Annotated in this window: 13 protein-coding genes; 8 read left to right on the top strand and 5 right to left on the bottom strand. The window is 74.0% G+C overall.

What is annotated here, in order from left to right:
- Positions 1-43: 43 nt before the first annotated feature.
- Positions 44-1,609 carry a glycosyltransferase family 39 protein gene (locus ABZ340_RS19545; protein WP_358783030.1) on the top strand — a complete coding sequence of 522 codons (1,566 nt, stop codon included), beginning with the start codon at positions 44-46 and terminating at the stop codon, positions 1,607-1,609.
- Positions 1,610-1,652: 43 nt separating this feature from the next.
- Here the strand turns inward: ABZ340_RS19545 and ABZ340_RS19540 are convergent, their stop codons facing one another.
- Positions 1,653-2,027 carry an NTP pyrophosphohydrolase gene (locus ABZ340_RS19540; RefSeq protein WP_358783029.1) on the bottom strand — a complete coding sequence of 125 codons (375 nt, stop codon included), beginning with the start codon at positions 2,025-2,027 and terminating at the stop codon, positions 1,653-1,655.
- Positions 2,028-2,106: 79 nt separating this feature from the next.
- Here ABZ340_RS19540 and ABZ340_RS19535 point away from each other — a divergent pair, with 79 nt between their 5' ends.
- Together ABZ340_RS19535 and ABZ340_RS19530 are read left to right on the top strand one after the other, a co-directional pair.
- On the top strand, positions 2,107-3,123 hold the full coding sequence (locus tag ABZ340_RS19535) for a hypothetical protein (protein ID WP_358783028.1): 1,017 nt from the start codon (positions 2,107-2,109) through the stop codon (positions 3,121-3,123).
- A 163-nt stretch (positions 3,124-3,286) separates the two neighbouring features.
- Positions 3,287-4,408, top strand: a complete 1,122-nt coding sequence (locus tag ABZ340_RS19530) for a hypothetical protein (RefSeq protein ID WP_358783027.1) — start codon at positions 3,287-3,289, stop codon at positions 4,406-4,408.
- 187 nt (positions 4,409-4,595) lie between these two features.
- Here the strand turns inward: ABZ340_RS19530 and ABZ340_RS19525 are convergent, their stop codons facing one another.
- Positions 4,596-5,693, bottom strand: a complete 1,098-nt coding sequence (locus ABZ340_RS19525; RefSeq protein ID WP_358783026.1) for an LCP family protein — start codon at positions 5,691-5,693, stop codon at positions 4,596-4,598.
- Between the two features lie 471 nt (positions 5,694-6,164).
- On the opposite strand from ABZ340_RS19525, the gene ABZ340_RS19520 reads away from it, so the two are divergent.
- The 5 genes from ABZ340_RS19520 to ABZ340_RS19500 are packed head-to-tail and all read left to right on the top strand — an operon-like array spanning position 6,165 to position 15,313.
- Positions 6,165-7,793 carry a stealth family protein gene (locus ABZ340_RS19520; RefSeq protein ID WP_358783025.1) on the top strand — a complete coding sequence of 543 codons (1,629 nt, stop codon included), beginning with the start codon at positions 6,165-6,167 and terminating at the stop codon, positions 7,791-7,793.
- Positions 7,794-7,817: 24 nt separating this feature from the next.
- Positions 7,818-9,437, top strand: a complete 1,620-nt coding sequence (locus tag ABZ340_RS19515) for a sugar phosphotransferase (protein ID WP_358783024.1) — start codon at positions 7,818-7,820, stop codon at positions 9,435-9,437.
- The gene (locus ABZ340_RS19510) at positions 9,434-11,197 is read left to right on the top strand and encodes a stealth family protein (RefSeq protein ID WP_358783023.1); all 1,764 of its coding nucleotides are present in this window, start codon (positions 9,434-9,436) and stop codon (positions 11,195-11,197) included. The genes ABZ340_RS19515 and ABZ340_RS19510 overlap by 4 nt, the downstream gene beginning before the upstream one ends.
- Positions 11,194-13,290 carry a glycosyltransferase family 4 protein gene (locus ABZ340_RS19505; protein ID WP_358783022.1) on the top strand — a complete coding sequence of 699 codons (2,097 nt, stop codon included), beginning with the start codon at positions 11,194-11,196 and terminating at the stop codon, positions 13,288-13,290. The genes ABZ340_RS19510 and ABZ340_RS19505 overlap by 4 nt, the downstream gene beginning before the upstream one ends.
- A 55-nt stretch (positions 13,291-13,345) precedes the next feature.
- Positions 13,346-15,313: a hypothetical protein gene (locus ABZ340_RS19500; RefSeq protein ID WP_358783021.1), complete on the top strand. Its 1,968-nt coding sequence runs from the start codon at positions 13,346-13,348 to the stop codon at positions 15,311-15,313.
- 71 nt (positions 15,314-15,384) lie between these two features.
- Here the strand turns inward: ABZ340_RS19500 and ABZ340_RS19495 are convergent, their stop codons facing one another.
- The 3 genes from ABZ340_RS19495 to ABZ340_RS19485 form a co-directional block, all read right to left on the bottom strand.
- Positions 15,385-17,514 (bottom strand): 3-hydroxyacyl-CoA dehydrogenase NAD-binding domain-containing protein, encoded by a 2,130-nt coding sequence (locus ABZ340_RS19495; protein WP_358783020.1) that lies wholly within the window; start codon positions 17,512-17,514, stop codon positions 15,385-15,387.
- Positions 17,511-18,728: an acetyl-CoA C-acyltransferase gene (locus ABZ340_RS19490; protein WP_358783019.1), complete on the bottom strand. Its 1,218-nt coding sequence runs from the start codon at positions 18,726-18,728 to the stop codon at positions 17,511-17,513. Before ABZ340_RS19490 ends, ABZ340_RS19495 begins: the two co-directional genes overlap by 4 nt.
- A gap of 417 nt (positions 18,729-19,145) precedes the next feature.
- A complete protein-coding gene (locus ABZ340_RS19485; RefSeq protein ID WP_358783018.1) occupies positions 19,146-20,432 on the bottom strand; it encodes a ribonuclease D in 1,287 nt (428 codons plus the stop codon).
- Positions 20,433-20,520: the final 88 nt, after the last annotated feature.

The following is a 20,520-nucleotide window of genomic DNA, read 5'->3' as shown; positions in this document are numbered from 1 at the left end:
TGTCCCCATAGGTGGTGACCGTGAGGCCGGATAGCGTGCAGCCATGCGCGCGCAGCCCCTCACCTCGTCACGCACCGTGTCCGCCCGGCGGACCCGTGCCGGGTACTGGACCCGGCTGCTCCCCCTGCTCGCGCTGCTGGCCTGCGTCACCCGGATCCCGTCCTTCACCCGCCCGCTGTGGAACCCCGACGAGGGCTATCTCGCCGTCCAGGCGCGCCTGCTGGCGCAGGGCGGCGAGCTGTACCAGACGGTCGTCGACCGCAAACCGCCGCTCGTGCCGTGGCTGTACCAGGGCGCGTTCGCCGTCGCCGGGTCCGCGTCGCTCACGCCGGTACGCGTCCTCGCGGTCCTCGCCCAGCTCGCCACCGCGCTGGCGCTCGCCTCGCTGGCCCGGCGCCGCTGGGGCGGCACGGCGGGCCGCACGGCCGGGGTGCTGTACCTGCTGGTCTCCGTCGGCCTCAACCCCGAGGACGCCCAGGCCGCGACGTTCGAGCTCTTCATGCTGCCGTGCACGGCGGCCGCGCTGTGGTGCGCCGACCGCCGCCTGTGGGGCGCGGCCGGCCTCGCCGTCGGCTGCGCCTTCCTCGCCAAGCAGACGGGTGGCGCGGTCCTCGTGCCGGTGCTGTGGCTGTGGTGGACGCGGGGCGGCCGGCGGGGCGGGCTGCTGCGGCTGGGAGCCGGGGCGGCGGCCCCGGTCCTGGGCGGGGCCCTGGCCACCGACCCCGGCGGCTTCCTCTTCTGGACGGTGACGGGCTCGGGGACGTACGCGTCACTCGGGAGCTCGGGGGCGCACGCCCTGGTCCGCGGGCTGGTCAACGCCGCGATCCTGGCGGTCGCCTGCGCGGGCCTGCTCCCACCGATCGCCGGGAGCCTGCGGGCCGGCCGTGCAGGGGGGAGGGGGCCGACGGGCTGTCGCGGTGGCCGTGCAGGAGGGAGGGCACTGGCGGATGGGCGCGGTGTGCGCGCCGGGGCGGGGAAGCCGGCGGGCGGTCGCGGCGGTACGGCGGACCTGTGGCTGTGGCTCGCCGCGTCGGGCGGCGCGGTCACCGTGGGCTTCCACTTCTTCGGCCACTACTACCTGCAACTCCTCCCGCCCCTCGCCCTGCTGGCCGCCTCGGCCCTGCGCGGCCTGCCCCCCGAGCGGCGCACGGCGGCGTTGCGCACCTCGGCCTGCTGCTGCGTCCTGTTCCTGGCCTGGGGCCTGTGCGCGCCCCGCGCCGAACTCGACCACGCCCGGCGCCTGGCCACCGCCGTCGTGGCCCGTACCGCACCCGGCGACCGCGTCCTGGTCTGGGGCATGCACCCGGAGACGTACTGGTTCGCCGGACGGACCCCCGCCACCCGCTATCTCACCGCGGGCCTGCTCACCAACTACAGCGGCGGCCGGGACGGCTCCCGGGTCGGCGAGAAGTACGCCGTCGCGGGAGCCTGGGCGGTCTTCCGCGAGGAGACGGCCCGGCATCCGCCCGCCCTGGTCGTCGACGACTCGCGGGGCAAGCCCTACGGGCCGGACCGGGTGCCGGGGCTGCGGCGGCTGCTGGCGCACGGGTACGTGCCGGCGGGGACCGTGGACGGGGCGGTGCTGTACGTACGCGGCGGCGGCCGGTGAGGCGGCGCGGCCGGCACCGGGGCGGCGGACGGCGCCCCGCGCGTCACGCCGGCCGGACCGTCCGGGGTCCTGTCACCTGCGCCCCCAGCCCGGTCACCCGGCGGCGCAGCTCGCGGTCGGCCGTCACCACCAGGACGGGCCGGTCGCCCGCCCGCGCGACCAGGTCGACCATGTGGTCGTCACCGCTGCCGGGCGCGGCCTCCACCCGGACGCCGGGCGCGGCCGCCACGCCCCGGGCGGCGCCCTCGACGACGAGGACGATCTCCACCGGCCCCTCGTGCCCCGGCACGCCGTCCGCCGCCAGCCGGTCCCGCAGCCGTTCCGCGGCTCCGCGCCGGTCCCGCCACCAGCCGTCGGGCACCGACCCGACGACGTTGGCCGCGTCGACGATCACGAGCAGAGGGGCGTTGTCGTCCATGCGGCCAGGGTCGCACGCCGGTCCCCGGCCGGGCGGACCCGCCCGGCACCGGCACCACCGCCCCGCATAGAGTGAACGGGTGAACGGCGAGTGGCTCCTTCGCGGCCGGGACGGCCGCCTCTGCGTCTATCTGCCGTCGCGCGACACCGTGCTGTGCCGCGCCGAGCTCGGGCCCGGCGGGCCCTGGGAGGCACCGCGCAGGGCCGGCGGCGACCAGAAGCTCCACCCGGGACTCTCGGTCGGCCAGGGCGCCGACGGCTACACCCACCTGGTCGCCTGGCGTCCCACGGTCCCCGGCGAGTCCGGGCTCGTGCACAGCACGCACTTCCGGCCGCGGCTCGCGCCTCTGGACTGGCAGCCGATCGGCCACCCCAACAAGACGGGCGACCGCACCGGCACGCCCGCCGTCGCGGTCGACGCGCAGGGCCGCGCCCACGTCTTCGTCCGCAACGGCGGCGGTGGGATCAGCATGCGGGCCCAGAAGGAGAAGGGCGGCTGGGACCCCTGGCGGGACCTCAAGGGCAAAGGTGTCCAGGAGGAGCCCGCCGCGGTGACCGGCGAGTCCGGCAGGGTCGAGCTTTACGCGGCGGTCCCCGGCGGCATCCTGCACTGGGCGCAGGAGAAGGCGGGCGCGCAGCCGGTCCTGGGGGAGAGGACCGAGGCGGCGGTCCGGCCGGGCACGCTCCGGGCGCTCGCCACCTCCGCCGGGCACACCACCGTCTTCTTCACCGACGACGCCGGCGACCTGCGCGCCTGGCGCCCCGGCGGCAAGCCCGTGTCCCTGCTCGCCGCCGCCGGTCCCGGCCCGGTCTCCGCCGTCCGCTGCGTCATCGACGGCCACGACTGCACGCTGCTCGCCCAGCGGGCGGCGAGCGGACGCCTCGCCCTGGCCGCCTACCCCACCGAGCAGGAGCCGGCCGGCGCCTGGTGGACGGAGACCGGTCCCCGGCTCCCCGAGGACACCGAGGTGTCCCTGACGCTGGACGAGGACGGCTGGGTGGTCGTCGCCGCTCTCGCCCCGTCGACGGGCCGGCTCCTGCTGACCCGGCGCAAGGACGAGCCGGGGCTGGCGTTCCAGGAGTGGCGGGAGATCTGAGGGGTGGACGTCCGCGGCCGGGGGACCGGGCCGTCCACACGATCGTCACATCCTGTTCGTCGAACGTTCGATCTATGATGGGCCGCGCTCAGCCTCCCGCAGTACCGATGCCCGGGAGGCGCAGGTCAGTTGCTCTGGGCGGCAGGGAGGGGCAGGTCACGTCATGCGGACCGGATCCGGGCGCGGCGCCGCCCGAGGGAGAGCGGCCGGCCGGACCGGCCAGGCGGAACCCGAAAGACGGGCGGCCGAGGCGACGATCGCCGGCCGGTGGCTCGTCCTCGGCAAGGACGGCAGGCTGACCGCCTACGCCCGCACCCGTGCCGGCCTGCTGCGCTGGACGGAGACCCGGCCGGGCGGCCCGCGCTGGACGGGGCCCGACTTCTTCCCGGTCCCGGACCTGACCCATGTGTCGGTCGCGCAGGGCGCGGACACGTACGTCCATTTCCTCGGCCGGCGCGAGGTCCGCACGGGCGACGGCCCGCCCGCCGTCGACATCGTGCACGCCATCCAGTACCAGACCGGACGCCCCGTCACCGAATGGCGCTCGCTCGGCAATCCGCACAAGGACCGGGAGAAGGCTGCCCGCTTCGGGGCGCCGGTGGGCGTGGTGGGCGCGACGGGCCGGGTGCACGTGTTCGTGCGCAACGCGGGCCGCGGACTGATGCTGCGCCGTGAGGCACCCTCCGGGAAGTGGGAGCCCTGGGCGGACCTCAAGGGCAGCGGGGTGGAGGACGGGCCGGCCGCGGTGGCCCACGCCTCCGGGCGCATCGAGGTGCTCGCGGGCTGCGACGAGAGCGCCCTGTGGTGGCGGCAGGAGGAGGCCGACGGCGACTTCCGCCAGGAGCCGGGCATCCCGGTGCGGGTGGCGCCCGGCACGGCCGCGGTGCTGGAGACCGCACCCGACAGGGGGACGTACTACTGGACCGACCGGGACGGCGGCCAACTCGTCGCCCACCGGCCGGGGGAGTGGGTGATCCCTCTCGGCGGCACGCCGTCCGGGGACCCGGTGGCGGTGCTGCGGGCGGTGATCGACGGGTACGACTGCACGGTCCTGGCCCATCGCGACGCGGACGGCCACGTCATGCTCGCCGCGTGCGGCACCGAGAACGAGCAGGCGGGCCTGTGGTGGTCGCCGACGGGGGAGCGGTGCCTGGGCGCCCCGGCCCTGGCGCTGGACGGCCACGGCCGGATCGTGCTGGCACTGGTCGGCCCGGACGGCGCGCTGCGCGTCGCCCGCCAGAGCGCGGGCACGGGTCTCGCGCTCGACCCGGCGGTCGGCGTCTGACTCCGGCGGCCGGTGTCTGACTCCGGCGGTCGGTGTCCGGCCCCGGCGGCCGGTGTCCGGCCCCGGCGGCGTGGTCGCCGGGGTCCTCCTCGTCTCGTCGGTGCCGAAGGAATGCCGAAGGAATGCCGAAGGCGGCCGGGGCCGCACCGGGGGACCTGTGTCCCATCCGGGCACGCCCGCTCCCGCCCTAGGAGCCGCCGCCCTGGGCAGGGGACTTCCGGGCCGCCTCCGGGACGTCCCGGTCCTCGCGCAGCGCCTCCCACAGCAGGCCGGCCTGCGGCTGGGCCGCCACCACCCGGTCGGGGTCCTGGGTGTCGTACCGCACCGGCAGCATGATCGTCTCCATTGTGGCCGGGTCGACGCCGTTCATGCTGCGGCCGAACTCGGCCAGCTTGGTGAGGGAGGCGAGACCGGAGTCGGTGGTGAGCGACTCCGTCAGCTTGTCGGCGATCTTGAACGCCTTGGTGGGGCTGCCCAGCAGGTCCTGCCGCTTGATCTCGCCGAGCAGGGCGATCAGGAACTGCTGCTGGAGCCCGATGCGGCCGAGGTCGCTGCCGTCGCCGACGCCGTGCCGGGTGCGGACGAACTGCAGCGCCTGGGTGCCGTCCAGCCGGTGGGTCCCCGCGGGCAGGTCCAGGCCGCTGGAGGGGTCGTGGATGTCCTGCTCCACGGTGACGGTGACCCCGCCGATCGCGTCGACGAGCCCCTTGAAGCCCGCGAAATCGATCTCCACGAAGTGGTCCATGCGCACGCCGGACATCTGCTCGACCGTCTTGACCACGCACGCCGGACCGGCTTGGGCGTACACGGAGTTGAACATCACGCGGTGCGCCGCCGAGAGGCGCGAGCCGTCCCGCGCGGTGCAGGCGGGCCGGGTCACCAGGGTGTCGCGGGGGATGCTCACGGCGACGGCTTTCGCGCGCCCCTCGGGTATGTGGATCACCAGCGCGGTGTCGGAGCGCGCGCCGGCCGCCCGGCCCGTGCCGAGCGAGGCGTTGGCGCCGGAACGCGAGTCGGAGCCCAGGACCAGGAGGTTCTGCCCCGAGGTGGGCAGCTTCTCCGGGCGGTCACCGCCGATCGCCTCGTCCAGGTCGACGCCCTCGATGTTGCCGCTCAGGTCGCTGTAGAGCCAGTAGCCGGTGCCGCCGGCGGCCAGGACGGCGGCCAGCAGGCCCAGGGCGACCCAGCGTCCGACGCGTCGGCGCGGACGCGCCGGTGCCGCCCGGCGGCCGGACGGGGCACGTCTGGACCGGCGCTGCCGCGTCTCCGTCGGGGCGTGCGTCATGACCTCGGTCCTCTCTCGTCGGCCGGCTCGCTGCCGTGGTCCGGACATGGCTCAGGGCACGAGTGGGGGAGAGGCCGGGCCCCTGCCGCGGCGAGGGACGCCGCAGCGTGTCCGAACTATAGACCGATCACCACGGCGGGACGGCCGGCGCCCGGACACCGGACCGATCCCGAATGTTCAACGCAATGTCATCATGGCGTGTGTTTTCCGTCATGACTGATTGCTGTTGACAGGTATGTAGGCACTTGATGATGATGTGCCGGTCCTGTGAAGGTTAAATCTTCCGAGAAGATTCCGAGAAGATCCGAGAAGAACCGCGTCGGCCGGGGGCCGGCGCGTGACGTGGCCGCAGTTTCGAGCCGGGGGGCACGAGGGCGCGCGGCCACGAGTGCTCACCCGGGCCTGGCCCGGGTGAGGAGAGGGAGGGGTTTGCTGTGCTGCTGCGTGCGCCGGCCCGTGGGGGGCAGCGGCATGACGGCCGTATCTGACGTCCGCGTCGAGGGGACGGCGGGCGCGGCCGGCCGTATTCCGCAGGGCGGCGGCGGACGGGGGCGTCCCGCCGCGGCGGCGCCGACCACGGTCACGGCCGAGCACGGCGACGTCTACGTCGAGCCCGGACTGACCCCCCTGGCGGCCCGTGAGGCCAACCGCTCCGCGCTCGTCGCCCTGCTGGACGCGGCGGGCGTCGCCCACTTCGCCGTCCGCGGCACCGTCGACCACGGCACCGTCGTCGCCGTCGCCGAGGAGGACCGCGAGCGCGTGCTGGAGGCGGTGTTCCGCGGGCTGAGCCGGTACCCCGGCCATCTCTCCGTCGTCGACCCGGACGCGCCCCGGCCCGCCAAGCCCGTCTCCTCGCGCGACCCCAAGGCATGGCGCGAGGTGGCCGGCGCGCGGATCCTCCAGGTGAGCTGGTACCGCACCGACCCGGGCCGGCACCTGCTGCTCGGGCACGAGTACGGCTGCGCGGTGGAGTTCTGGCAGCGCCACGGCACCCACCTGGTCGCCCCCCGAGCCAACCGCGCCACCTGGGCCGTGGCCGCCGACGGGGCCAACGTCTTCGGTGCCGCCCGGCTGTTCAGCCGCTTCGTCTCCGACTGGACCCCGCAGGCCCTCGCCCCCGCCCTGTCCACCCGGCCGGAGTTCCTGGTGAACTGCGCCGACGACATCGCCTTCCCCGTCGACGCCGTCTACACCTGGGTCGACGGCAACGACCCCGCCTGGCAGCGGCGCAAGGCCCGGGCCAAGGGCGAGGTGTACCACGCGGAGTCGGCGAGCGACGCCCGCTTCATCAGCCGGGACGAGCTGCGCTACTCGGTGCGCTCCCTGTACCTGTTCGCGCCGTGGATCCGGAACATCTACATCGTCACCGACGACCAGGTCCCGGCCTGGCTGCGCGAGGACGTGCCCGGCATCCGGATCGCCACCCACCGGGAGATCTTCCGCGACCCGGCGGACCTGCCGACGTTCAACTCCCACGCGATCGAGAGCCAGCTGCACCACATCGAAGGGCTCGCCGAGCACTTCCTGTACTTCAACGACGACATGTTCATCGGCCGCCCGGTGGCCCCGCACGCCTTCTTCACCCCCCACGGCACGGCCCGCTACTTCCCCTCCCGCAACCGCATCCCCCAGGGTCCGGTCGCGGAGACGGACACTCCGGTCGACGCGGCCTGCAAGAACAACCGCGCCCTGTTGAAAGAACGTTTCGGCCGGGTGATCACCCAGCCCATGGAGCACATCCCCTACGCCCTGCGCCGCTCGGCGATGGAAGAGGCCGAACGCGACTTCCCCGAGGCCTGGGCGCGCACGTCGGCCAGCAGGTTCCGGGCCATGTCCGACCTGTCGCCGACCTCGTCGTTCGCGCTGTACTACGCGGCGCTGACCGGCCGGGCCCAGCCGGGCTCCATGCCCTTCACCTACCTCCAGCTGGCCGTGCCGGACCTGGCGGACCGGCTGCAACGGCTGCTCGACGGCCGGGACCAGGACTCCTTCTGCCTCAACGACGCCTTCTCCACCCCCGAGGACATCGAGGCCCAGCAGGAACTCCTGGACGGCTTCTTCACCTCCTACTTCCCCACCCCCAGCCCTTGCGAACGATGAGAAACACGAAACGGAGTTCATGACGTGCCGGACCCGACGTCGATGAACTCCGCGGTTCACGTCTACCAGCGACTCGTCCCCCAGCCGGTGCGCTCGGCCGCCACCACCCTGCCCGCGGGCGTACGGCGCAAGGTCAAGCGCGGGCTCGCCCGCACCCTGAGCCGGCGCGAGGCACGGCTGCACCGCCGTGCCCTGCGCCGGGTGCGCCGGGTGGGGCTCGGGCAGTCCGAGCGCCGTACCAAGGCGGCCGACGGCCGGATCGGCCACGTCCACACCGGACTCACCGTCGACCTGGCCCGCCGGCTCGACCTCGACCTGGTCACCCACGCCCTGGACGCCGCCGACATCCCCTGGTTCGCCGTGCCCGCGCTGGACGACCGCCGGCTCTGCCTCGCCGTCGAGCAGCGGCACAAGGGGGCCGTCCGCCGGGTGCTGCGCGCCCTGCTGGAGGAACACACCGGCTACGTCGTCTCGGTGTCCCCGGCGGCGAACGACACCCGCGACGTCCCCGGCAGCCACGTCAAGGCGTGGAAGCACTTCGGCAAGGCGCGGGTGATCCGCCTGACCTGGCTGCGCACCGACCCGACGCACCAGCTGTGGGCCGGCGACGACCAGGGCATCGAGATCGAGTTCTGGACCGCCAACACCGACCTGCCCGTGGAGCGGCTCGTCGGCCCCCGCCCCAACCGCGTCCAGCGGGCCGTGCCCGCCGACGCCCCCGGCATCGAGATCGGCCTGGACCGGCTGTCCGGCTACTGCGACATCGACGGCGACCTGGAACCGACGATCACGCTGGAACACTTCGACATCCCGCGGCTGGAGGAGATCACCTTCCCGGTGGACGCCGTCCTGACGTGGCAGCACCCCACCCCCTGGGGCGAGCAGCTGCTGCGCGCCGCCCTGCGCTCGCTGCACCAGTACGCGCCCTGGATCGACGTCGTCCACGTCGTCGCGCAGGCCGAGCCGCCCGCCTGGCTGCGGGCGGACGAACGGCTCGGCATCGTCCACGCCCCGCCCGGCGCCGACTGGCAGCTGCACCACCTGCCCGACGTCGCCGACCACTTCCTGCTGCTGCGCCCGGGAGCCCTGCTGGGCCGGCCCGTGCGCCCCTTCGACTACTTCACGCCCGGTGGCGCCACCCGCCCGCGGCGCGGCCCCTGGAACGCCCGGGAGTCCTTCGCCCCCTGGACCCGGGCCGCCTACTCCGCCACCGGCCGGGCCACCGGCCACGGCTACGCGGCCGGCCCGCAGCCCTACCGGGCCGAGACCCTCGCCCGGCTGGCCGAGACGGGCGTGCAGCCCCTGCCGCTCGCCGACGACCAGGCGCTGCCCGCCGTCCCCGGCACCCATCCCGTGGACGGCCTGGCCCACCACTTCGGGTACGTCACCGGCCTCGCCGAACCCTCCGGCGAGGCATCGGTGGCGCTGCACGCGGCGCTCCCCGGCATCGACACCCACCTGGACCGGCTGCTGGTCCGCCGGGACGTGCAGCAGATCCACTTCTTCGGCCTGGGCACCCGCGACGCGCACGTGCGCGGCGGCACCGACGCCGTCGTGCGTTTCCTGCGCCGCTACTTCCCCGTCCCCAGCGTCTTCGAGCAGAACCGCCCGCAGACCCCTACAGAGCCGGACACCCCTTCGTGAGCACGGGCAACCCCGAGGCATCCGCCGCGGTCGGGATCTACCGCACCCTGGTTCCCACGGGCCTCAGACGCCGTATCGCGCGCCGCGTCCCCCTGCGGCTGCGCATGGCGCTCAAGCATCTGCTGCGCCGCCTGCACGCCGTCACCCTCCTCGCGCGGTTCGTCCGCGGCCTGCGGGCCCGCCGCCGCTGGCCGCACCTGTTCGGCGACGGGGAACGGCTCGCCGCGCTCGCCGGGCCCGGCGACCGGATCGCGCTCGTGCGGCCCACCGTCTCCCCGCTCGGCCTGCGCGAGGCCAACCTCGAACTGGTCGTGACCGCGCTGGAGGAGGAGGGCGTCGACTACTTCGCGATCCGCGGCGCCTCCGACTTCCGCTCCTGCCTCGCCGTCGCCGAGTCCGACCGCGACCGGGTCGTCCGCGCGCTGGCGCGCTGCACCCGCCACGGCCCCGTCTACCTGCGGTCCTGCCACGGCGAGACACCCCAGGGCCGGGCCGTGCCGGCCGGCTCGCGGCCCGGCCGGCAGCGCGCCCGGGAGGCGGCCGTGCTGCAGATCGGCATGGTGTGGAGCGACCCCGCCGGCTCCCTGGTCCTCGGCCTGGAGCACAGCTGCGACATCGAGTTCTGGCAGCACCAGGGCGGACGCCTGGCCGCGCCCCGGCCCAACCGCGTCACCGAGGACGTCGCCCTCGACGAGCCGCGCGTCACCGTCCCCGTCAGCCGCCTCACCGGCTTCGCCGCCCTGCACACCCGGCGCACCCGCTCGGTGCGCACCGTCGGGGCGTGCGCCGACCCGCTGCCCGAGGACGTCCGCTTCCCCATCGACGTCGTCTACACCTGGGTCGACGGCAACGACCCCGCCTGGCAGCAGCGGCGCCGGGCCTACGGCGAGGGCGGCTACCACACCGAGTCCGCCAACGCGGCCCGCTACATCAGCCGCGACGAACTGCGCTACTCCCTGCGCGCCCTGGAACAGAACGCCCCCTGGGTGCGCCACGTCTACCTGGTGACGGACCGTCAGCGCCCGGCCTGGCTCAACGACTCCCACCCCCGCATCACCGTCGTCGACCACTCGGAGATCTTCGACGACCCGGCCGCGCTGCCCACCTTCAACTCGCACGCCATCGAAAGCCGGCTGCACCACATCGAGGGCCTGTCCGAGCACTTCCTCTACCTCAACGACGACATGTTCCTGGGCCGTCCCGTCACCCCCCAGGACTTCTTCCTGTCCAACGGCATGACCCGGACCTTCTTCTCCCCCTCCCAGGTGCCCCGCTGGGACCTCACCCCCGTCGACCGCCCCGTCGACGCGGCCGGGAAGAACAACCGGCGGCTGCTGCTGGAGCACTTCGGCACGGTCATCGTGCAGAAACTCCGGCACGCCCCCTACGCGCTGCGCCGCAGCGTCCTGCACGAGATCGAGCGCGAGTACCCCGAGGCGCACCGGCAGACCTCCTACAGCCGGTTCCGCAGCCCCACCGACATCTCGATCCCGTCCTCGCTGTACCACTACTACGCGTACTTCACCGGCCGGGCCGTGCCCTCCGACATCCGCTTCGCCTACCTCGACCTCGCCCGGCCCGAGATCCAGCGGCGCCTGGGCATCCTGCTGGCCCGCCGCGACCGGCAGGCGTTCTGCATCAACGACACCCTCTCCGACGGCCGGGACACCGCCCGCCAGACGGCGATGCTCGGCAGGTTCCTCGCCGCGTACTACCCCGTGCCCAGTCCCTTCGAGCGGAAGGAGCGTGAGGTCCGGTGAAGATCTCCTTCCTGATCAACAACATCTACGGCATCGGGGGCACCAACCGCACCGTCATCAACCTCGCCGAGGCGCTCGCCGTCCGCCACGAGGTGGAGATCGTCTCGGTGTTCCGGCGGGCGGACACCACCAAGTTCGAGATCTCCCCGCGGGTGACCGTCCGGGCCCTGGTCGACCTGCGCCCCGGCTCCGGTGACCGCGGCGCCGCCGGCAGCGACGAGCCGAGCGAGGTCGTCCCGCGCCAGGAGGAGTTCTCCGCGCAGTACAGCCGGTTCACCGACGGGCGCATCATCCGCGAACTGACCAGGACCGACGCCGACGTGGTGGTCGGCACCCGGCCCAGCCTCAACCTCTTCGTCGCCGCCCACACCCGCGACGGCGCCCTGCGCGTCGCCCAGGAGCACATGACCCACCTGGCCATCCCGCCCGCGGTCCGCGCGGAGATGGCCCGCGTCTACCCCCGGCTGGACGCCATCACGACGGTCACCGAGGCCGACGCCCGCTCCTTCACGGAGAACACGCCGATCCCCGGCATCCCCGTGGTCGGCATCCCCAACAGCGTGCCGCAGCCCGTGGTGGCCCCCTCCGACTGCACCCGCAAGATCGTGGTCAGCGCCGGCCGCATGCACCACATCAAGCGCTACGACCTGCTCATCCGCGCCTTCGCCCGGCTCGCCGAGGAGTTCCCCGACTGGCAGCTGCGCATCTACGGCGACGGCGGCGAGGCCGGCACGCTGCGCGCGCTGGTCACCGAACTCGGCCTGACCGGGCGGGCGCTGCTCATGGGCGGCTTCTCACCGATCGAGTCCGAGTGGGCCAAGGGCTCCATCGCCGCCGTCACCTCCAGCGCGGAGTCCTTCGGCATGACCCTGGTCGAGGCCATGCGCTGCGGGCTGCCCGTGGTCTCCACCGACTGCCCCGTCGGCCCCCGCGAGATCCTCCGCGACGGCGAGGACGGCTTCCTCGTGCCCAACGGCGACGTGGAGGGCATCGCCTGGGGCCTGCGCCGCCTCATGGCCGACGAACCGCTGCGCCGCGCCATGGGCGAGGCCGCCCTGCGCAACGCCGCCCGCTACGACCCGGCCGCCGTCGCCGGCCGCTACCTGGAGCTGTTCGAGGACGCCGCCCGCCGCCGCGCCGCCGCCGTCCGCGGCTACCGCGCCCCGGCCGGGCCCCGCCGGTCCTCCGCCGCGCAGCCCACCGTGCCCCCGGCGACCCTCGGCGCCACCACCGTGGACGTCGTCGCCGACGACGCCGGCGGGCTGCGCTTCGGCGCCGACGGGCCCGGGGAGGGCCGCCACCGCCGGCAGTTCGTCCTGCGCCACAAGCCCTCCGACGGCAAGCGCCGCCCCGACCTGCCCCTGCCCACCGCACGCTCAGCCCTGGACAACGGCGGCACCCGCTACACCGCCGCGCTCGGCCCCGCCGCGCTCGACCACCTCGGCGACGGGCGCTGGCAGGTGCGGCTGGAGTCGGCCAAGGAGGCGTCGGTCCACCTGAAGGCCGGCCTGCGCGACACCCGGGCCCTCATCGACGCCCGCGCCCGCCTCGTCCGCCGCCCGCCGGCCGGCCCGGTCGGCTGGATCCTGCCCTACGCCCAGCCCAACGGCCGGCTGATGCTGCGCACGGTGCTGCGCGAGGAACACGCCGAGTGCACCGCGGTCGAGGTCGGCGACGGCGCCATCACGCTGAGAGGCGTGCTGTGCGGCGGGCGCCGGATCGAGCCCGGCGCGCTGCTCGTCGTCAGCCGCCGCGGACGCCACGGGAAGAACTTCACCGCCCCCGTCCAGATCCTCGGACGCCAGGCGTTCCGGGCCGAGGTGCCCGTGCGCCGGGTCGTCGACCACCGGCTGGAGCGCTGGGAGGACTGGGACTGGTGGCTCCAGCCCGACCCGTTCCACCGGCGCAAGGTGCGCGTCTGCCACCTGTTCGAGGACTTCCCCGACGTCAAGAGCGCCTACGCCTACCCGTCCCTGCCGCTCGTCGGGGACGAGGCGTCCGACTACGTCGTGGTCCACCCGGCCCGGCCGGTATGGGTGCGGCCCTACTGCTCGGCCTCGGGCGCCATGGCCATGAACGTGGTGGACCGGTGACCCCCGACGGGCACCCGACGAGCAGACGACGACCGATCACGACCCCGGAGCCCCGATGACCGCGACGCGCCGTTCCGTCCTGCACATCATCGCCCACCAGGACGACGACCTGTACTTCATGAACCCCGACCTGGTCCGCTCCCTCCAGGACGGCGACCGGATCACCACGGTCGTCGTCACCGCCGGGGAGGGCGACGGCATCAACGTCGACACCGACGAGCCGCAACGCGCCGCCGTGCCGCCGGACTTCGCCCGGTACAGCACCGAGCGCGGCTGCGGACTGCGCTCGGCGTACGCCCGGATGGCCACCGGCAACCGCGACCACCCCTGGCGCCGCGAGCCGGTGGACCTGGTCCCCGGCTTCGCCGCGGAGCGGTTCACGCTCGACGGACACGACGACGTGCGCCTGTACTTCCTCCAGCTGCACATGGGCGCCCCCACCGACCGGGGCGTGCGCACCCGGCTGACCGATCTGTGGGAGGGCGCCGTCCGCACCCAGGCCACGCTGCCGGTGCACGGCTGCACCATCGGCGCGGTCCAGCACGTCACCCGTGAACAGGTCGTCGACGCCCTGACCGCGCTGCTCGCCCACGAGCGCCCCACCACCGTACGCACCATGGACCCCGACCCCGAGCACGACGGAGGCCGGGAGGGGTACGTCGGCTCCGACCACGCCGACCACACGGTCACCACCCAGTTCGCCCTCGCCGCCCTCACCCGGCACCGCGACGCCGGCCACAACCCGGTCGTCGAGCACTACCGCGCCTACGCCAACCGCTTCTGGGGCTACAACCTCGACTCGGCCGCCGCCGCGGAGAAGGCCGAGTACCTGGCGACCTACGCGGGCCTCGACGCGCCCACCGTCTGCCCGCACGGCACCTGTCACACCTGCGGCGACCGGCAGCTGGGCCGCGACCCCTACCGCAGCACGCACATGATGAGCGCCGCCTACCGCTACTCGCCGGCCACGAACTGGCTGCGCCTGGGGCCCGGCGGACGGCTCAACGCGTTCGGTGTGCTGGGTGGACGGCTCGCCTTCTGGACGGAGACCAGCCCGGCCGGCGGCGAGTGGAAGGGCCCCTACGTCCTCGGCGACGGCTGGATCGCCCCCACCCTCGCCGTCACCGGCCCGCCCGGCGGCCCCGCCGAACTGGTCGGCCTGCGCCGCCAGTACGTCGTCGGCGGCGGAGTGACCGTCGACGTCGTGCACACCGCGCAGGACCCCGGGGGCAAGGGCTTCACCGGCTGGCACTCGCTGGAGAACCCCGACTGGGCGCACGGCGACGGGCGCCGCCAGCGGGAGGCGGGCGTGCCGTCGGCGGCCGTCGACACCGCAGGACGGCTGCACGTGTTCGTCCGCAACTTCGACCAGGGCGTCAGCCTGCGCCGCCGGGACACCACCGGCGCCTGGGGCCCGTGGGAGGACCTCGGCGGCAGCTTCGTCCAGGACGCCGGCTGCGCGCTGGCGACCGAACGCGGCACCGTGGAACTGTACGTCCCGGGCAAGAACTCGGTGTGGCGCTGGCACCAGACCGAGCCGGGCGGCCCGTTCCTCGTCGACGACACCCTCAAGACCGGACGGCCCGCCACCGGCGGGATCACCGCGGTCGACTCCGGCGAGGGCCGCACCTGCCTGTACTTCCGCGAGGCCGGCACCCAGCAGGTCATGGCCTACCGGCAGCACGCCGACGGCCGCTGGCCGGGTTCCGGGGCCGGGCTGGGCGGCCACGGCGGCACCGGCGCGGTCGCCGCGCTGTGGGCACCCGAGCGCGGCGCCCGCGAGGCGTTCCTGGCCCACCGCGGCAGCCGCGGCCGGCTCGTCGTCTCCCTGCCCGACCGGGACAAGAACGTCTCCGGCACCCACTGGCACGAGTCCGGCGAGATGGTCGCCCACGCCCCGTCCCTGGCGTACGACGCGAGCGGCGCGCTGGTGGTCGCGGTCATCGGCACGGACGGGCGGCTGCACGTCCGCCGTCAGCTGTCCCCGAGGGTGGGCAGCCCGCTCGGGCCCTGGCGCGGCTGAGACCGGACGGCACGGGCGTACGGAAAAGGGGGCCTCCGCACACCGCGGAGGCCCCCTTCACACGTGAACCGTCACGCCGGAACCGACGCCACCCCCGGCTGGAGGAACCGCTTGCCGTTCACCCGCTCGGAGACGCCCTCGCGGTCCAGGTACGGCGTGATGCCGCCCAGGTGGAAGGGCCAGCCGGCGCCGGTGATCAGGCACAGGTCGATGTCCTGCGGCTCGGCGACGACACCCTCGTCGAGCATGAGCCCGATCTCCTGCGCCACCGCGTCGAGCACACGGGCGCGGACCTGCTCCTCGGTGAGGACGGTGTCGCCCTGCTTCAGCAGCGCGGCGACCTCCGGGTCCAGCTCGGGCCTGCCGCTGTCGTAGACGTAGAAGCCGCGCTTGCCGGCCTCGACGACCGCCTTCAGGTTCGGGGAGACCGTGAAGCGGTCCGGGAACGCCCGATTGAGCGTCTCGGAGACGTGCAGGCCGATCGCCGGGCCGACCAGCTCCAGCAGCACCAGCGGCGACATCGGCAGGCCGAGCGGCTCGACCGCCCTCTCCGCCACGTCCACCGGGGTGCCCTCGTCGATGACGTTCTGGATCTCGCCCATGAAGCGGGTCAGGATGCGGTTGACGACGAACGCCGGGGCGTCCTTGACCAGCACCGCGGTCTTCTTCAGCTTCTTGGCGACGGCGAATGCGGTCGCCAGGGAGGCGTCGTCCGTCTTCTCGCCGCGCACGATCTCCAGCAGCGGCAGCACGGCGACCGGGTTGAAGAAGTGGAAGCCGACGACCCGCTCGGGGTGCTTCAGCTGCGACGCCATCTCGGAGACCGACAGCGAGGAGGTGTTGGTGGCGAGGATCGCGTGCGCCGGGGCGACCGCCTCGACCTCCGCGAACACCTGCTGCTTGACGCCCATCTCCTCGAACACGGCCTCGATGACGAAGTCCGCGTCCGCGAAGCCCTCGGCCTTGTCCAGGACGCCGGTCACCAGCGCCTTGAGCCGGTTGGCCTTGTCCTGGTTGATACGGCCCTTGCCGAGCAGCTTGTCGATCTCGGCGTGGACGTAGCCCACACCCTTGTCGATCCGCTCCTGGTCGATGTCGGTCAGCACGACCGGCACCTCCAGGCGGCGCAGGAACAGCAGCGCGAGCTGGCTGGCCATCAGGCCCGCGCCCACGACGCCGACCTTGGTGACCGGGCGCGCGAGCGACTTGTCGGGCGCGCCGGCCGGGCGCTTGCCGCGCTTCTGCACCAGGTTGAAGGCGTAGATGCCGGCGCGCAGCTCACCGCTCATGATCAGGTCGGCGAGCGCCTGGTCCTCGGCGTCGTAGCCCTGCTGGAGGTCGCCGCTCTTGGCGGCGGCGATGATGTCCAGGGCGCGGTAGGCGGCCGGGGCGGCGCCGTGCACCTTGGAGTCGGCGATGAACCGGCCGCGCGCGACCGCCTGGTCCCAGGCCTCGCCGCGGTCGATCGCCGGACGCTCGACGGCGATCTCGCCCTTGAGGACGGACGCGGTCCAGACCAGCGACTGCTCCAGGAAGTCGGCGCCTTCGAAGATCGCGTCCGCGATGCCGAGTTCGTAGACCTGCTTGCCCTTGAGCTGCCGGTTCTGGTTGAGGCTGTTCTCGATGATCACCGTCACGGCCTTGTCGGCGCCGATCAGGTTCGGCAGCAGCGTGCAGCCGCCCCAGCCGGGGACCAGGCCGAGGAACACCTCGGGCAGCGAGAACGCCGGGACGGCCGCGGACACCGTGCGGTAGGTGCAGTGCAGGCCGACCTCGACGCCGCCGCCCATCGCGGCGCCGTTGTAGTAGGCGAACGTCGGCACGGCGAGGCCCGACAGGCGCTTGAAGACGTCGTGGCCGCCCTTGCCGATGGCGTGGGCGTGGTCCCACTCCTTCAGCAGCTCGACGCCCTTGAGGTCGGCGCCGACGGCGAAGACGAACGGCTTGCCGGTGATGCCGACGCCGACGATCTCGCCGTCCGCGGCCTCCTTCTCGACCTGGTCGACGGCGGCGTTCAGGTTCGCCAGCGACTGGGGGCCGAAGGTGGTCGGCTTGGTGTGGTCGTGCCCGTTGTCCAGGGTGATCAGCGCGAAACGGCCCGCCTGGAGGGGCAGGTCGAAGTGGCGTACGTGCGCCTGCGTGACGACCTCGCCGGGGAACAGCTCGGCCGCACCCTTCAGCAGCTCTGCGGTGGTGCTCACTTGTCCCCCTCGAAGTACGGGTTCTCCCAGATGACCGTCGCGCCCATGCCGAAGCCGACGCACATGGTGGTCAGGCCGTAGCGGACGTGCGGCTGCTCCTCGAACTGGCGGGCCAGCTGCGTCATCAGACGCACGCCGGAGGAGGCCAGCGGGTGGCCGAAGGCGATGGCGCCGCCGTACTGGTTGACGCGCTCGTCGTCGTCGGCGATGCCGTAGTGGTCGAGGAAGGCCAGCACCTGCACGGCGAAGGCCTCGTTGATCTCGAACAGGCCGATGTCGGAGATGGACAGACCCGCCTTGGCCAGGGCCTTCTCCGTCGCCGGGATCGGGCCGTAGCCCATGACCTCCGGCTCCACGCCCGCGAAGGCGTAGGAGACCAGGCGCATCTTCACCGGCAGGCCGTGCTCGCGGGCGAACTCCTCGGAGGCGATGACCGAGGCGGTGGCGCCGTCGTTCAGGCCGGCCGCGTTGCCCGCGGTGACCCGGCCGTGGACGCGGAACGGCGTCTTCAGGTTCGCCAGGTTCTCCAGCGTCGTACCCGGGCGCATCGGCTCGTCGGCGGTGACCAGGCCCCAGCCGGTCTCGCCGCCCTCGGGGTTGGTGCGGCGCACCGAGACCGGCACCAGGTCGGCCTGGATCTTGCCGTTGGCGTACGCCTTGGCGGCCTTCTCCTGCGAACGCACCGCGTACTGGTCGGCGCGCAGCTTGGTGATCTGCGGGTAGCGGTCGTGCAGGTTCTCCGCCGTCATGCCCATGAACAGGGCCGACTCGTCGACCAGCTTCTCGCTGACGAACCGCGGGTTCGGGTCGACGCCCTCGCCCATCGGGTGGCGGCCCATGTGCTCGACACCGCCCGCGATAGCGACGTCGTACGCGCCGAAGGCGATGGAGCCGGAGACGGTGGTCACGGCGGTCAGGGCGCCCGCGCACATGCGGTCGATCGAGTAGCCCGGGACCGACTGGGGGAGACCGGCGAGGATGCCGGCCGTGCGGCCGATGGTCAGGCCCTGGTCGCCGATCTGCGTGGTCGCGGCGATGGCGACCTCGTCGATCGTCTTCGGGTCGAGGCCGGGGTTGCGGCGCAGCAGCTCCCGGATCGCCTTCACGACGAGGTCGTCGGCGCGGGTCTCGTGGTAGATGCCCTTCGGGCCCGCCTTGCCGAACGGGGTGCGGACGCCGTCGACGAAGACGACGTCCCTGACGGTACGAGGCACGATGGCTCTCCTCCAGGGTGCGGGGTGGCACTGCTGCGGCACGCATGCACTGAGCGCGCGCTCAGCCCTCATGCTACTTGTGGGTAATGTAGCTGCCCAGTCCCCCCGCCCGGAGCGGTGAAGGTCACACCTTTCGGGGGATGCGCGGGTACGCGAACGCCCCCGGCGCCGCGGAGATCCTGGCGTGATCTCGATGGCGCGGATCCGGGGGCGGCCGGGCCGGCGGGGTGCCGGGCGTGATCCGGTGAAGCGTCGGGCGCGGGCGGCCGGGGCGGCCGGACGGGCCGGGCGACCCGGCCGCCGGGGCGGGGCGAGAGAGCGGCGGCGACCGGGAGCCGTGCAGGCCGTACGAGCCGTACGAGCCGTGCAGGCCGTCGAGGACGCGCCGCGAGGGCGGCGGCCGGGCCCCGCGATCCGTCAGGGATGTGCCGCGAGAGCGGTGACCAGTACCGGCGTCACCTGCTCCACCTGCCACGGCCGGGCCCCGTACCCGGCGAGCGCGGCCGCGACCGACTCGGCGTCGAGCGTCTTCGGCGGCTCCCAGCACACCCTGCGGACCGTGTCCGGCGTGATCAGGTTCTCCTGCGGCATGTTCAGCCCTTCGGCCAGCGCCGACACCGCGGCGCGGGCCGCCGACAGGCGGGCGGCGGCGGCCGGGTCCTTGTCGGCCCAAGAGCGCGGCGGCGGCGGTCCGGTCACGGCCTGCCCCGGCTGCGGCAGCGCGGACTCCGGCAGCGCCCGGGCCCGGTCGATCGCGGCCTGCCACTGCTCCAGCTGCCGCCGGCCCATGCGGTGCCCGAACCCGTTCAGCGCGGCGAGCGCGTGCACGTTGGGCGGCAGGGCGGTCGCGGCCTCGACGATGGCCGCGTCGGAGAGCACCTTGCCCGGCGAGACGTCCCGGCGCTGCGCGATCCGGTCCCGGGCCTGCCACAGCTCCCGGACGGCGGCCAGCTGCCGCCGGCGGCGCACCTTGTGCATGCCGGACGTCCGGCGCCAGGGGTCCTTGCGGGGCTCGGGCGGCGGCGCGGCGGCGATGGCGTCGAACTCCTGCCGCGCCCACTCCAGCTTGCCCTGCCGGTCCAGCTCCTTCTCCAGCGCGTCGCGCAGGTCGACGAGGAGCTCGACGTCCAGGGCGGCGTACCGCAGCCAGGGCTCGGGCAGCGGGCGCGTCGACCAGTCGACGGCGGAGTGCCCCTTCTCCAGGACGAAGCCCAGGACGCTCTCGACCATCGCGCCGAGGCCGACCCGCGGGAAGCCGGCGAGCCGCCCGGCCAGCTCGGTGTCGAACAGCCGGGTGGGCACCATGCCTATGTCGCGCAGGCAGGGCAGGTCCTGGGTGGCGGCGTGCAGCACCCACTCCGCGCCGGACAGCGCCTCGCCCAGGCCGGACAGGTCGGGGCAGGCGACGGGGTCGATGAGCGCCGTCCCGGCGCCCTGGCGGCGCAGCTGCACCAGGTAGGCGCGCTGCCCGTAGCGGTATCCGGAGGCGCGCTCGGCGTCGACGGCGACAGGGCCGGACCCGGCGGCGAAGGCGGCGGTCACGCGGGCGAGGGAGGTCTCGTCCGCGATCACCGGCGGAATGCCCTCACGCGGTTCCAGCAAAGGGATCGGCGCCTGAGTGTCAGACGGTCCGCCGTCGTCCGGAGGGGCGCCTCCGGTGGTTCGCAGTGAACGGTCTGCTGCGGTCTCGTGGGCGTCGGTCACATGTCAAGAGTATCCGTGCGGCGAGGGCGCCCGCCGACGGAACGTTCCGTCCGGGGGGGGCCGGGGGTCCTAATACACGAGAGGAGGG

This window comes from Streptomyces sp. NPDC006134, from assembly GCF_040628835.1.
Lineage (GTDB): Bacteria > Actinomycetota > Actinomycetes > Streptomycetales > Streptomycetaceae > Streptomyces.
The sequence above is the reverse complement of the archived record's forward strand: the minus strand, read 5'-3'. Positions and strand labels throughout refer to the sequence as shown.